General features: G+C 69.9%; 12 protein-coding genes and 1 pseudogene. 5 read left to right on the top strand and 8 right to left on the bottom strand.

Annotation, left to right across the window (positions count from 1 at the left end; genetic code table 11):
• Positions 1-21: 21 nt before the first annotated feature.
• The 6 genes and pseudogenes from AC3EO7_RS05170 to AC3EO7_RS05145 form a co-directional block, all read right to left on the bottom strand.
• The gene (locus AC3EO7_RS05170; protein ID WP_435590567.1) at positions 22-579 is read right to left on the bottom strand and encodes a hypothetical protein; all 558 of its coding nucleotides are present in this window, start codon (positions 577-579) and stop codon (positions 22-24) included.
• Positions 501-776, bottom strand: coding sequence for a hypothetical protein (locus AC3EO7_RS05165; protein WP_435590566.1), 276 nt, complete (start codon positions 774-776; stop codon positions 501-503). Before AC3EO7_RS05165 ends, AC3EO7_RS05170 begins: the two co-directional genes overlap by 79 nt.
• The gene (locus AC3EO7_RS05160) at positions 777-1,184 is read right to left on the bottom strand and encodes an AMP-binding enzyme (RefSeq protein ID WP_431963938.1); all 408 of its coding nucleotides are present in this window, start codon (positions 1,182-1,184) and stop codon (positions 777-779) included.
• Positions 1,185-1,383: 199 nt separating this feature from the next.
• Positions 1,384-3,050: pseudogene (locus AC3EO7_RS05155) on the bottom strand (AMP-binding protein); the annotation flags it as partial.
• A 564-nt stretch (positions 3,051-3,614) separates the two neighbouring features.
• A complete protein-coding gene (locus AC3EO7_RS05150) occupies positions 3,615-4,598 on the bottom strand; it encodes a DNA-binding response regulator (RefSeq protein WP_435590565.1) in 984 nt (327 codons plus the stop codon).
• A gap of 280 nt (positions 4,599-4,878) precedes the next feature.
• The gene (locus tag AC3EO7_RS05145) at positions 4,879-5,691 is read right to left on the bottom strand and encodes a M23 family metallopeptidase (protein ID WP_435590564.1); all 813 of its coding nucleotides are present in this window, start codon (positions 5,689-5,691) and stop codon (positions 4,879-4,881) included.
• Between the two features lie 288 nt (positions 5,692-5,979).
• Between AC3EO7_RS05145 and AC3EO7_RS05140 the strand changes: the two genes are divergently transcribed.
• Together AC3EO7_RS05140 and AC3EO7_RS05135 are read left to right on the top strand one after the other, a co-directional pair.
• Positions 5,980-7,026, top strand: a complete 1,047-nt coding sequence (locus AC3EO7_RS05140; protein WP_431963931.1) for a nitronate monooxygenase — start codon at positions 5,980-5,982, stop codon at positions 7,024-7,026.
• Between the two features lie 67 nt (positions 7,027-7,093).
• The gene (locus tag AC3EO7_RS05135; protein ID WP_431963929.1) at positions 7,094-7,486 is read left to right on the top strand and encodes an SCO5389 family protein; all 393 of its coding nucleotides are present in this window, start codon (positions 7,094-7,096) and stop codon (positions 7,484-7,486) included.
• 66 nt (positions 7,487-7,552) lie between these two features.
• Here AC3EO7_RS05135 and AC3EO7_RS05130 read toward each other — a convergent pair whose 3' ends face one another.
• Positions 7,553-9,016, bottom strand: coding sequence for a flavin-containing monooxygenase (locus AC3EO7_RS05130; protein WP_435590563.1), 1,464 nt, complete (start codon positions 9,014-9,016; stop codon positions 7,553-7,555).
• 116 nt (positions 9,017-9,132) lie between these two features.
• Between AC3EO7_RS05130 and AC3EO7_RS05125 the strand changes: the two genes are divergently transcribed.
• The 3 genes from AC3EO7_RS05125 to AC3EO7_RS05115 all read left to right on the top strand — a co-directional run bounded on the left by AC3EO7_RS05125 (position 9,133) and on the right by AC3EO7_RS05115 (position 12,503).
• A complete protein-coding gene (locus tag AC3EO7_RS05125) occupies positions 9,133-9,525 on the top strand; it encodes an ArsR/SmtB family transcription factor (RefSeq protein ID WP_431963924.1) in 393 nt (130 codons plus the stop codon).
• Between the two features lie 245 nt (positions 9,526-9,770).
• Positions 9,771-10,706, top strand: coding sequence for a cation diffusion facilitator family transporter (locus AC3EO7_RS05120; RefSeq protein ID WP_435590619.1), 936 nt, complete (start codon positions 9,771-9,773; stop codon positions 10,704-10,706).
• 159 nt (positions 10,707-10,865) lie between these two features.
• Positions 10,866-12,503, top strand: a complete 1,638-nt coding sequence (locus AC3EO7_RS05115) for a long-chain fatty acid--CoA ligase (protein WP_431963920.1) — start codon at positions 10,866-10,868, stop codon at positions 12,501-12,503.
• A gap of 149 nt (positions 12,504-12,652) precedes the next feature.
• Here the strand turns inward: AC3EO7_RS05115 and AC3EO7_RS05110 are convergent, their stop codons facing one another.
• Entirely contained in the window at positions 12,653-13,858 is a 1,206-nt protein-coding gene (locus AC3EO7_RS05110) for an AI-2E family transporter (protein WP_435590562.1), read from the bottom strand.
• Positions 13,859-13,897 lie beyond the last annotated feature (39 nt).

Genomic DNA, 13,897 nt, shown 5'->3' with positions numbered 1-13,897 from the left:
ACGTCACCGCCGGGTACGGAGTCACTCCTTTCCGTCGAGCAGGGCCGCGAGCAGCGGTCCCAGCTCGGCGAGCGGTTCGGGGGTGGTCATCGCCCGGTGCGTCGACGCGATCGGATGCACCTCGATCACGCCGGACACGTGCGGCTCCCACGCAGGGGCACCGCCGTGGCCCTGGCCGTTCGGGTCCGGAATCATGGCGCGGAAGTAATCGACCCGAGCCTCGAACACGCCGGGCTCGGCGGCCGTCGCGATCTCCACCGTGCGCAGCGCGCCGCGGTAGATGCCGCCGATGCGCTCCGCGGTGAGCACCGCCGAGTCCCAGGTGAGCGCCTCGCCCAGCGTCGCGAGCGCCGTCTCGTCGAGTTCGGCGAGGTCCTGTCCGACGGGCAGGGTGATGCCGAGCGCCTCGAAACCCTCCCTGATCTCGGCGTGGAAGTCGGCGATGTCCACGTAGCGGCGCACGATCTCCGCCGCGGTGACCGGACGGTAGTCGGGCTCGGTCAGCTCGGGCGACTGGAGTCCGTAGATCGGCTGGTCGGCGGGCAGGAACCGGGCCAGGCCCGCGTAGGTCCACGGCATGCCCGACATCGCGGCAGGCAGAGCACCGGCGGGCGGGCGCCGCCCGCCCGGATCGGCAGCAGCACGCGCAGCGCGCTCTCGGCGTTCGCGTCGTGGTCGTGCCCGGCCTCGAGCGCCGCGGCGACCTGCGCCGCGATCCCGGCGACGGTGGGATCGGTGAAGAAGGACGCCACCGTCAGCTCGGCGCCGGTGCGCACCTACAGCCGCTCGACCACCTGGGTGGCCAGCAGCGAGGTGCCGCCGAGGGAGAACAAGTCGTCGTCCAAGCCGATCCGCTCCGCGCCGAGCACCTCCCCGAACACCGCGGCGACCGCCTCCTCCAGCGGCGTCGACGGCGCGCGGAAGACGGCCTGCTGGAACACCGGCTCCGGCAGCGCGCGCCGGTCCAGCTTGCCGACGGGCGTCAACGGCACTTGATCGAGCACCACGACGGCCGCGGGCACCATGTACCCCGGCAAGCTGCGAGCCGCGTATTCGGTGAGCGCCGCCGGGTCGATCCGGCGACCGGGCGCGGCGAGCACATAGGACACCAGGGCGGTTGTCCCGGCGGGCGTTTCCCTGCCGAGGGTGATGACGAACTCGACGTCCTCGTGGCGGCCGAGCACCGCCCGAGCTCGATGCGCAGCCCGCGGATCTTCACCTGGAAGTCCGAACGCCCGGCGAAATCCAGCTGCCAGTCCACCGTGCCGACCGCTGCATCGCCCGCCCGCTGCCCGGGCTCGGCGAACCAGCGCACCACATCGCCCGTGCGATACATGCGATCGCCGGGCTCACCCCACGGATTCGGCACGAACCGTTCCGCCGTATGTCGTAGACGGGCGAGGACGGGTCGAAGCGGTTGAGGAACCACATGCGCTGCTGGGCGAGCGAGAGCGGAATACGCTCCGGGCGTGGACCGGCCACGAGCGCGGGCCGCCCTCCCCCGCCCGTGTGCCGCTCGACGCGGGCGGCCAGCGCCGCCACCGTGGACGCCTCGAACAGCAGCCGCACCGGCACCGCGGTGTCCAATGCCGCGCCGAGCCGGGCCGAGACCTGGGTGGCCAGCAGCGAATTGCCGCCGAGTGCGAAGAAATCGTCGTCGAGGCCGAGCTGCCGGTCGCCTGCCGCGCCGCCGCCGAGCATGTCGGCGAACACGCCCGCCACGACCTGCTCCACCGGGGTGCTCGGCGCGCGGAACACGGCCTGTTCGAACACCGGCTCGGGCAGCGCCCTGGTCGAGCTTGCTGTTGGCGTTCAGCGGCATCTCGTCCAGCACCACCAACGCGACGGGCACCATGTACGCGGGCAGCAGCGCTGCCGCGCCTTCGCGGACCGCCGCCACGTCCACCGTCCGCCCTTCGGCGGGCACGACATAGCCGACGAGGCGATCGCCGGTGTGCGGGTCCGAGCGCAGCACCACGACGGCCTGAGCCACCGAATCGTCGGCGCGCAAGGCGGATTCGATCTCCGGCAGCTCGATGCGCAGGCCGCGCAGCTTCACCTGGAAGTCGGTGCGGCCCAGGTAGATCAGCGCGCCGTCCGGCCCGCGGCGCACCAGATCGCCGGTGCGGTACATGCGCGCGCCCGGCCCGCCGAGCGGGTCGGCGACGAAGCGATCAGCGGTCAGATCGGGTCGGCCGAGGTAGCCGCGCGCGATCTGGTCGCCCGCCAGGTACAGCTCGCCCGCGACGCCTGCCGGCACCGGGTGCAGCCGCGCGTCCAGCACGTAGGCGCGTGCGTTCCACACCGGCGCGCCGATCGGCACCGCGCCGGTGACGTCGTCGGCGACCACGGCGAGGGTGGCGTGCACGGTGAACTCGGTGGGCCCGTACAGGTTGTGCAGCGCGGCGTCGGTGGCCCGCCGCACGGCGGTCACGACCTCGAGGGTGAAGCTCGAACAGCACCGTGTCGGCGGGACCGATGCGGTATTCGGCGGTGAGCCAACGGATCTGGTTCACCACTGCGGCGTGCGACACCGCGACGCCCTTCGGTCGTCCGGTGGAACCGGAGGTGAAGATGACGTACGCCGGATGCGCGCCACGCAGCGGAGCGCGACGCTCGGCGCCGGTCAGCGGCGTGGCCGGGTAACCCGACAGATCCTCGGTCTCGACGGTGATCGTCGGCAGCCCGGTGTCGAAATCGTCGCGCGCGGTGGTCAGCACGCACACCGGTTTCGCGGTGTCGAGCACTTGTCCGATGCGTTCGGCGGGCTGGTCGAGATCGAGCGGCAGGTAGCCGCCGCCCGCCTCCAGCACGGCGTACATCGCGACGACCAGATCGACCGAGCGACGCATGCCGAGGGCGACCAGCGTCTCGGGACCGACGCCCGCGTCGACCAGCCTGCGCGCCAAACGGTAGACGCGAGTGGCGAATTCGGCGTAGGTCCACTCGCGCTGGCCCGTCGCGGCTCGATCGATGATCGCGGTGGTGAACGGTGTCAGGCGCGCCTGCGCTCCGAACAAGTCGACAAGCGTGGCGACCGGTCGTGTCTCGGGCACGAGTTGGTCGACCGGTGCCGGTTCGGGTTCGGTGGAGCGAGCGACGCGAGTTGCCGCCGCGCCCGTCTCGCGCTCGACTCGGTCGGCCTGCGCCGGTTCGAGTTCAGCGGACCGGGCGACGCGAGTTGCTGCCACACCGGTTTCGGATCCGGCGGTGACCGCCGAGAGCAACTGTGCGCGTTCGGCTTCGGCGTCGAGTTGTAGCGCACCGCAACCGAATCGGCCGCCGACTCCACCGCCGCGGTGAGTAGCGGTCCGAACAGCGGGCTGCTCGCCCTCCGGCGACGGCTGCCACGGACCGAGCGACGGGCTCCATCCATCGAGTACTTTCACCTCTCGCATCGCGAGGGCCGTCCGACCACGCCGTCGAACCGTCCCCAACCCTACAGTTGGGCCCTTGAACCGCGGCCCCGTGCCGCAGACCAATTTACGCAGACCGATCGGCCCGCCTTCGCGAGCGTGGACGCCGCGCCGATGCTGATAGCCGCCCGCAACCATCGGTCCCGGGGTGGACGTGGTGCGAAACCACGAGTCCCGCTGAACAATTAGTGTTTCAGCTCACAGCCATCCGCGGCGGGTGGCCTGCACGCCCGCCTGGAATCGGGTGCTCGCGCCGAGTCGCTCCAGCAGGCGCGCGGTGCGGCGCACCACCGTCCGCCGGGACATGCCGAGTCTGCGGGCAATCGTGTCGTCGGTGGCGCCGAGGCCCATGAGGGTGAGGATCGCCTTGTCGCGGTCGTCGAGTTCGTCGGCGGAAGGGTTCACCGAGATCGGCGCGGCCAGCGACCACAGCACGTCGAAGGTGCGCACCAGCAGCCGCAGAGCGGGAGATGCGGTGAAGCGCAAGCCCATCGGGTCGGGGCGGCGTTCGTCGGCGTGCAGCACCAGGTTGGCGCGCTCGTCGTCGACGATGATCAGCTTGAACGGCGGTTCGGGCAGCGTCCGCGCCTGCGCCCCGCTGGCATTGGTGGACAGCGCGTGCCGTAGTCGCTCCGCGTCCTGGTAGATCGTGTCCTGGTAGAGGGTCTGGTAGCGGATGCCCTCGCCGATCCTGGCCCGCTTCAACAGGTATTGCTGGTTCTCGCGCTCGATGTCGCTGAGATAGGGGCCGCGTTCGATGATCTTGACCGAGTGGCGCGCCGAGTTCTGCATCTCCTCGAAATCGGCCAGCATCTCCAAGCGTTCGAAGACCGGAACCATCGAACCGTTGCCGCGCGGCGACCGTCGCACCGAGCGGAACGTCTCGCTGAGCCGCGCGGCGGCGGCGTGCATCTGGTTGATCTCGTGCTGGCGGCGCCGAGCCTCGGCCTCCGACAACGATTCCGGGGCGTGCGCGTCCCAGATCGGTTCACCCTCGGAATCCTCGAGCCGGACGGCGGCCTGCATCGCGCACAGGATCTCCAGCGTGGCGGCGGCCTCTTCCGGCGACACGTCGAGATAGCGCGCGATATCGGCCAGGCCGGATCGGGGATGGTGCACCAGCACGGCGTAGGTGCGCCCGTGCGGTGATCCTGGCTCGAAGATATCGCCCAGCTCGGTCACGGCCCGAGCCTAACCGGCGCAATCGGAGGGGTGTCCGTCGAAAGTCCGCGCATAGCCGGAGCGAAGGTGGAGGTACGCCTGACTGGCGCCGTCGGACAGATGTCCGGGAATAGTCCGCACATGGCCGAAGTGCAGGCAGTGGTACGCCTTACGGTCGCAGTCGGACGCATGTCCGCCGAGAGCGTGCGCATGGCTGGAGCGAATGCCAAGGTACGCCCAACCGGCACTGCCGGAAGGCAATCCGTCGCGTGAAGGGGAAACTTCAAGCCGGGCAACGGGATCAGTGCGCGGACGGGCCCCAGTGCATCGGGACGCCCTTGGCCGCGAGATACGGCATCGGGTCGATCTTGGCGCCGTTCTGGTCCCAGATCTCCAGGTGCAGGTGCGGGCCGGTGGACTGGCCGCGGTTGCCGACGGAGGCGATCACGTCGCCCGCGCGAACCCGCTGGCCCTCGCTCACGAACATGTCGTTGACATGGCCGTAGACGGCGGTCGTGCCGTCGTCCTGCAGCACCCGCACCCACAGGCCGAAGCCGGACGCGGGGCCCGCCTCGATCACGGTGCCGTTGCTGACGGAGTGGATCGGCGCGCCGAGCTGATCGGCGAAGTCGATGCCGTAGTGGAACTCGCCCCAGCGGCTGCCGTATCCGGAGCTGATCGCGCCTGCGACCGGGCGCACCGCGGGGGCGGGGGCAACCTGCTGGTGCACGCCCTTGAGGATGTCCTCGACCTGGGCCAGCGGGCCCGCGATCTCGGGCGGCAGGTTGTTGAAGCCGAAGGGGGCGGCGACCGGCGCGGCCACGGGGGCGGCCTGCGGCGCGGGGGCGGCCTCGGCGACCGGCGCCGCGACCTGCTTGGCCGCCGCGACGTTCTGGATGTCGGCGGTGCCCCGGAAGGTGATCTCGTCCGCGTTGTGGTCGGCGTCGCGCGAGGGCGCCAGCGGCGAGGCGTTGGCGATGGCCGGAGCGATCTGGGCGACGCCGCCGATCAGGGCGCCTGCGGCGACAGCCGCGCCCGCGGCCGCCCGGACCCGCTCGGCCTGGGACGACTCGGCGCGGTGCCGCGTCGGCCGACCCGCCACGCCATCGCCCATGAGGCTCTCGACAGTAATGGAACTGGGGCCTACCCGGTGCTGCGACAAAGCTTCGTCCTAGCGTCCGACTACATTGGTGAACGAAGGCCGCTGCGTCGCGAGCGTTGCTACCGGTCCGGCCGAATCCCGCGATGTCCGAGGGTTCGAATTTCCCGGTGGCCGAACTTTGTAACGTTTCGGCATCCGTTGTGACGGGAACTCTACCCCGTCGTGACCATTTCGCAACCTTCGATTGTGAAATCGCAGGTGAGAGCTGGATAACTGGTCTCGATGGGCGAGACTTGGGCCGTGATCATCGATGAATTGCGCGTCCCGATCGTGCTCGCTCCCATGGCGGGCGGCCCCTCCACTCCAGAGCTGACCGCCGCGGTCGCCGAGGCGGGCGGACTGGGCGTCCTGGCCGCCGGTTACCTGAGCGCGGCCGACACCGCCGGCCGAATCGCCGCGACCCGGGCACTCACCGACGCGCCGCTCGGCGTGAACCTCTTCGCTCCGGGACCGCCGACCCCGCCCGCCGACTACACGGACTACCTCACCGAGCTCGGCGCCGGACATCAGCTCGGCGCGGCCGAGCACGACACCGACGACTGGGACGCCAAGCTCGATCTGCTCGTCGAGACGCCGGTCGCGGTCGTCACCACCACCTTCGGCTGTCCCACCGCCGCCGAGGTGAACCGGCTGCACGCGGTGGGCACCGAAGTCTGGGTGACCGTCACCTCGGTCGCGGAGGCCGAGATCGCGGTGGCCGCGGGCGCCGACATGCTGATCGCCCAGGGCGCCGAAGCGGGCGGCCATCGCGCCACCTTCGTCGATCGCGTCGCCGACGACGCGGTCGATCCGCTCGGCCTGCTCGCCCTGCTGCAACTGCTCACCGCCGCGGTCGACCGGCCGATCGTCGCCGCGGGTGGGATCGCCACCGGCGCGGGCATCGCCGCCGCGCTCGCGGCGGGCGCGTCCGCCGCGCAGTTGGGCACCGCGTTCCTGCGCTGCCCGGAGGCAGGCACCAACCCGGTGCACCGCGCGGCCGTGCCGAGCGAAGCGCCCACCATGCTCACCCGCGCCTTCACCGGACGCCGCGCCCGCGGCCTGCGCAACGAGTTCATGGCCGAGCACAGCGCGACAGCGCCCGCCGCGTACCCGGAAATCCACTACGCGACAGCGCCATTGCGGGCCGCCGCGCGAGCCGCGGGCAACCCGGAGGAAGTGAACCTGTGGGCTGGCCAAACCCAGGCGCTGACGCCCGAGCTACCGGCTCGCGAACTGGTCGCCGAGCTGGCCGCCGCGACGAAAACCGCTCTGGAGTCGGCACTTTCGCGACGAATCCAGGATTGTTGACAACCACTTTCGATTAGACTTCGGGGGCATCGCACGCCATCCACCCCATCTCACGGAGGAGAGCGCCATGTCCCTCGACGTACCTGCCGCCCTGTTGGAACGCGCCGAACGCGGCGAGATCGACGACGCCGATTTCGTCGAATGCGTCCGGAACTCGCTGCCCTACGCCTGGGAAGTCGTGAGCCGGGTGGTCGGTGAATTGAATTCGGGCACCGCCGAATTCGCCGACAACGTGGTGCCGCCGCCGGACGAGGTGGCCCGCGGCCAGCTGCTGCGCGCACTCGCCTCGGACGCGATCCGCGGCGGCTTGGAGCGGCACTTCGGCGTGAAGCTCGCCTTCCAGAACTGCCACCGGGTGGCGGCCTTCCCGGTGGCAGCGGTCGGCGGAGAGACCTACACCACCTTCATCGGCACCAGGGCTCAGCTGCTCAACCAGAGCCCGGAGCTGCGCAACTGCTGATCACGGCCGACGACTCGCCTCCGTCCGGTCGGTGCAGGGGCCGACCGGACGGGGGCGAGTCGTGTGTCAGTCGGCGGCGCGGGCCACGTCGTAATCGGACGGGTCGAAAGTCCTTGTCTTCCAGCGGTAGAGGACCGTGGCGCCGGGCCAGTTGTTGGTGATGCGGCCCGCCGCGTTGCGGTACCAGCTGGAGCAGAAGTTCCACGGAGTGTCCTTCAGCCTGCGCTGTAGCCAGTCGTCCCAGTCCTGTTCGACCTTCGCGCGGGCGGCGAGGTAGCGGCCGGGGCGCTCGGTCAGGTACTCCACCACCTGCCGGATGTAGCGGGCCTGGGATTCGAGCATGTAGATGATCGATCCCGAGCCGACATTGGTGTTGGGGCCGTACATCATGAACAGATTCGGGAAGTGCGGAACCGAGAGGCCGAGGTAGGCGCGAGCTCCCGCGTCGCCCCACACATCGGCGAGCTTGCGGCCGCCGACACCGTAGATGTTCATCGGGGCGAGGAATTCGGTGCCCTTGAAACCCGTGCCGTAGACGATCACGTCGACCGGATGCTCGACGCCGTCGACGGTGCGGATGCCGGTCGGCGTGACGGCCTCGATCGCCATCGTCTCCACGGTGACGTTCGGCTGGGCGAGCGCGGGAAAGTACTCGTTGGAGAACAGGCCGCGCTTGCACCCCGCGGCGTAGTCGGGGGTCAGCTTCGCGCGCAATTCCGGGTCGGGCACCTGCTTTTCGCGATGCCGGTCGGCCAGCGCGATCACCGGAGTCTTGATGGCCGGGATGTCGGTCAGCGCGAGCGCGAGCGCCTCGAAGAACGACCAGATCGCGAACCGCTCGGCCCACCGGCTCGGCGGAAAGTGCTTGAACAGCGCGTGATGCAGCGCGCTGTACTCCACGTCGGGCTTGGGCAGCACCCAGGCCGCCGAACGCTGGAACAGCGTGAGGTGCGCGACCTTCGGCTGGATGCGCGGAATGTACTGGATCGCACTGGCTCCGGTGCCGATACAGGCCACCCGCTTGCCGGTCAGGTCGATCTCGTGATTCCACTCGGCGGAGTGGAAGGCGGCTCCGGTGAAGGTGTCGATGCCGGGCAGGTTCGGCAGCGCGGGCCGGGACAGCTGGCCGACCGCGGGGATCAGAATGTCCGCGCTCAACTCCGTTCCATCGGCGATGCCGATCCGCCAGCGCCCGGTGCGCTCGTCGAATTCGGCGTCGGTGACCTCGGTGCCGAAGCGGATGTAGCGGACCAGGTCGTGCTTGTCGGCGACTCCGCGCATGTAGTCGTGGATGTCGCGCTGCTCGGAAAAGCGCCGCGGCCAATCGGATTTGGGCTCGTAGGACCACGAGTACAGCGGTGAGGGCACATCGCACGCGGCGCCGGGATAGGTGTTCTCTCGCCAGACCCCACCGAGATCGGCGGCCCGCTCCAGGATGGTGAAGTTCGCCAGCCCGGCGCGCCGCAGCTCGAGCGCCATGCCGAGCCCCGCGAATCCGGCTCCGATGATGATGATGGACGGCGTTGACATGCTTCGAGACTAAGGTCGGCGGCGGCAACCACCGAGGCATCAGCGGTCACCTAATCCACATTTCCGGCCACACCGCAGCCATACCCACCGCCGTTCCCATGTTCTATTATCTGCGTATGAATGCAGATAGTCAGCCACTGCGGCCTCCGATCGCCGAGGACCAAGTCCGGCTGGTCGTCGAGGTCTTCCGCATGCTGGCCGACCCGACCCGGGTGCAGATCCTGTGGGCGCTGGTGGATCGCGAACTGTCGGTGAACGATCTGGCCGGACAGGCGGGCAAACCCGCACCGTCGGTCTCCCAGCATCTGGCCAAGCTGCGCATGGCGCGTCTGGTGCGCACGCGCAGGGCGGGCACCACGATCTTCTACAGCCTGGAGAACGAGCACGTCCGCCAGCTGGTGGTGGACGCGGTCTACAACGCCGAGCACGCCGGACCGGGCATCCCGGCGCACCACCGCGGCGCGGGCGCGGTGCTCGAACTGCCGGAGCGGAATCGAGCGACGCCGTGAGCCATACGAAACGACCGGGGGGACACCGGCATTCATCCCCCGACCTGATCGGCCGCGGCTCCGATCGAGAGCCCGAGAACGACCACGGACACACCCACGACCACGGGCATACGTACGACCACGGGCATACGTACAACCACAACCACAACCACGGGAACGACCACAACCACGAGAACGACCACGGGCACGACCACGCGCACGGGCACGGGCACGGGCATACGCACGACCACGACCACCCGGGCGGCCTGCGCGGCATCCTCCGTGAGATCTTCGCTCCGCACAGCCACGACGCCGCCGACAGCATCGATGACGCGCTCGAGGCCAGCGCGGTCGGCATCCGAGCCGTCAAGATCAGCCTCGCGGTGCTCGGCCTCACCGCCGCGCTCCAGGTTCTCGTCGTCGTGATCTCCGGATCGGTGGCGCTGGCCGCCGACACCATCCACAACTTCTCCGACGCGCTCACCGCGGTCCCGCTGTGGATCGCGTTCGCGCTCGGCCGCCGGGCGGCCACGCGTCGCTACACCTACGGTTTCGGCCGGGCCGAGGATCTCGCCGGGCTCTTCGTCGTCGCGATGATCGCGCTCTCGGCGCTGATCGCGGGGTACGAGGCGGTGCGCAGACTCATCCATCCGGTGCCGATCGATCACCTGGGCTGGGTCGCGCTGGCCGGGCTGATCGGCTTCCTCGGCAACGAGATCGTGGCGCTCTACCGAATCCGGGTCGGGCGGCGCATCGGGTCGGCGGCGCTGGTCGCCGACGGATTGCACGCGCGCACCGACGGATTCACCTCGCTCGCCGTGCTGCTCGGCGCGGCCGGGGTGGCGATGGGCTTCCCGCAGGCCGATCCGATCATCGGCCTGGTGATCACGCTGGCCATTCTGGCCGTGTTGCGCACCGCGGCGCGCGATGTCTTCCACCGGCTGATGGACGGGGTCGAACCGGCTCTGGTGGCGGACGCGGAGCGGGCGCTCGCGGCCGAGCCCGGTGTCGAGGGGGTGCGCAGTCTGCGCATGCGCTGGATCGGGCACCGGCTGCACGCGGACGTCGAGATCGATGTTGTGCCGACCATCACACTGGCCGACGCGCACCGCCTCGCGCACGAGGCCGAGCACACCCTCACGCATGCCGTACCGAAGCTGGACACCGCCCTGGTGCACGCATATCCGGCCCACAACCATTGACAGCTTTAGCTTTTCGGTTGCCGCGCTGACCTGGGGAAACTGAGGGCGGACGCCCCCGTTTTCGATTTGGGTTCTGGCCGGTCGCGGTGTGACTACCTTTCGGTAGCATCGCCGCTGTGACGTGGCTCATGCCGGCCACTGAGGATGAAGGAGTTACCGATGTTGAGCACCATGCAGGACGAGCCGCTCTCGCTGGCGACGCTCTTGAAGTACGCCGCGACCTTCCAGGGCGACAGCACGGTCTCCACCTGGACCGGCACCGGCGTGCGGACCATGACCTACCGCGAACTGGGCGCCGAGTCGGCTCGACTGGCGAATGCGCTGCGCGGGTTCGGCATCGGCGTCGGCGACCGGGTCGGCACCTTCATGTGGAACAACAACGAGCACATGGTCGCCTACATCGCCGTGCCCGCCATGGGCGCGGTGCTGCACGCGCTCAACATCCGCCTCTTCCCCGAGCAGCTGGTCTACGTGGCCAATCACGCCGAGGACCAGGTGGTCATCGTGGACGGCACCCTGGTGCCGATGTTCGCCCAGTACCTGCCGAACCTGAAGACGGTGCGCCACGTCATCGTCGCCAACGGCGACGCGTCCGCGTTGCAGGCCCCCGAGGGCGTGCAGGTGCACTCCTACACCGAGCTGCTCGCCGCCCAGCCGGACACCTTCGATTTCCCGGTGATCGACGAACAGTCCGCCGCGGCAATGTGTTACACCTCGGGCACCACCGGCGACCCGAAGGGCGTGGTGTACTCGCACCGCTCCAACTGGCTGCACGCCATGCAGGTCTGCTCGCCGATGGGCATGGGCTTCACCGGGTCCGACAACGTGCTGGCCATCGTGCCGCTGTTCCACGCCAACGCCTGGGGCCTGCCCTACGCCGCGCTGATGTCGGGCGCGAATGTGCTGATGCCCGACCGCTTCCTCCAGCCGGGACCGCTGCTGGAGATGATGGCCGACCAGCAGCCGACCTTCGCCGCGGCCGTGCCGACCATCTGGGGCGGCGTGCTCGCGGGTCTGGCGGCCAAGCCGCAGGACATCTCGCACCTGCGCACCGCGGTCGTCGGCGGTTCGGCGGTGCCGCCCTCGATGATGCGCGCCTTCCAGGAGCAGCACGGCGTGCGCATCCTGCACGCCTGGGGCATGACCGAGACCTCGCCGCTGGGCAGCGTCGCGCACCCGCCCACCGGCGTCACCGGCGAGGAGGAATGGGAATACCGCTACACCCAGGGCCGTTTCCCCGCCAGCGTGCAGGCGCGGCTGGTCGGCGACGACGGCAGCGTGGTGCCCAACGACGGAGAATCGCTGGGCGAGCTGGAGGTTCGCGGTCCGTGGATCACCGGCTCCTACTACTCCCCCGACGGCGCGGTCATCGACCCGGACAAGTTCGACGACGGCTGGCTGCGCACCGGCGACGTCGGCAAGATCAGCCCCAACGGCTACCTCACCCTGGTCGACCGCTCCAAGGACGTCATCAAGTCCGGCGGTGAGTGGATCTCCTCGGTGGACCTGGAGAACGCCGTCATGGGTCACCCGTCGGTCGCCGAGGCCGCCGTCATCGGCGTGCCCGACGAGAAGTGGGACGAGCGGCCGCTGGTGGCGATCGTGCTGAAGGAGGGCACCGAGGCCAAGGCCGAGGACCTGCGCGACTTCCTCGCCGACAAGTTCGCCAAGTGGCAGCTGCCCGAGCGGTGGACGTTCATCGCCGAGGTGCCCAAGACCAGCGTCGGCAAGTTCGACAAGAAGCGCCTGCGCGCCCAGTACGCCGACGGCGACCTGACTGTCACCACGCTCTCCTGAGCGTCCGCGAAGCCCGGCCGCGGTGCGCGGCGCCGCGGCTGGGCTTCGTGCGGTCGGGCAGCCCGGCCTCGGTGCGCGCCAGTGCGGTCGATCCGCACGCCGATCGGAGCCGGACTCGTTGCGCGCCACCGCGATCGGGCCTCACACTGTCAGGAGGTGGGATCGGTCCCCGCACGGCGCGCCCGCTTGGCCTGCGCCCGGTCGATGCGCGGATCCTCGGTCACCTCATAGCGTTTCAGGTACAGGCTCACGAACGACTGCACCGTGGCGATGGCCGGGATGGCGAGCAGCGCACCCACCGCTCCGAGCAACGCACCGCCCGCCAGCACGGCGAGCAGCGCGACGGCCGGATTGACGTCCACGGTGCGCGCGGTCAGCTTCGGTTGCAGGACGTAGTCCTGTAGCTGCTGGTAGACGATGACGAACAGAATCACCCAGACCGCGTCCAGCGGCCGGATCGTGAGCGCGACCAGCACCGGCAGCGCCCCTGCCAGATACGTTCCGACGGTCGGCACGAACGAGGCGACCACGCCGAACCAGACCCCCATGGCGATGGCGTTGGGCACGCCGAGCACCGCGAGGAAGATGCCGTGCGCGACCGCGGAGATCACCGCGAGCAGCGCGCGGGAGTAGAGGTAGCCGCCGGTTTTCTGGATGGCGAGATCCCAGGCGTGCAGCACCGCGTCCTGCTTGGCAGGCGGCAGCAGCGAGCACAGCGAGTGCCGCAGCTTCGGCCCGCCCGCGGTGAGATAAATACTGAACAGCGCGATGAGCAGCACCTTGGCCAGTCCGCCGACGATCGTGGCGGACAGACCCCACACGTGGCCCGCGGCGTGCTCGGCGTATCCCGTGAGCGTGTCGGTGTCCTCGGTCAGCTGGCCGCGCAGTTGATCGAGGGTGAAGTCCTGGTGGAAGGTGCGATTCACCCAGTCGACCGAGTCGTTCACCAGCCGCGGCAGTTCGATCACCAGGTCGTGGACGGTCTCCACCAGCAGCGTGCCGAGCGCCACGACGAAGCCGGCGGCGAACAAGAACACCAGCACGAAGACCACCGCGGTGCCGAGCCCGCGGGACATGCCGCGCGCGGCCAGGCTGTCCACCGCCGGTTCCATCGCCAGCGAGACGAAGAACGCCACGAACAGCACGACGAACAACCCGATCAGCCGGTGCGCCGCCCAGTCGAGCAGCTGGAACGCGCCGAGCAGCAGGAAGGCCAGCACCAGCGCCCTCGGCAACCACGGTGGCATTCGCCTGCGGTCGGTGACCTGGGGCTGCTCCTCGCGCGCCCCGACCTCGGAGCCGGTGGGCTCCGATGCCTCGGGACCCGGCTCGGCGTCGGGCGGGTGGGCGGCCACGAGCCCAGTGTGGTCGATCCCGCCGCGAATTCGCGGTTA

The organism is Nocardia sp. bgisy118 (genome assembly GCF_057708605.1).
Note: the sequence above shows the minus strand (reverse complement) of the source record. Positions and strands in the feature narration are given on the sequence as shown.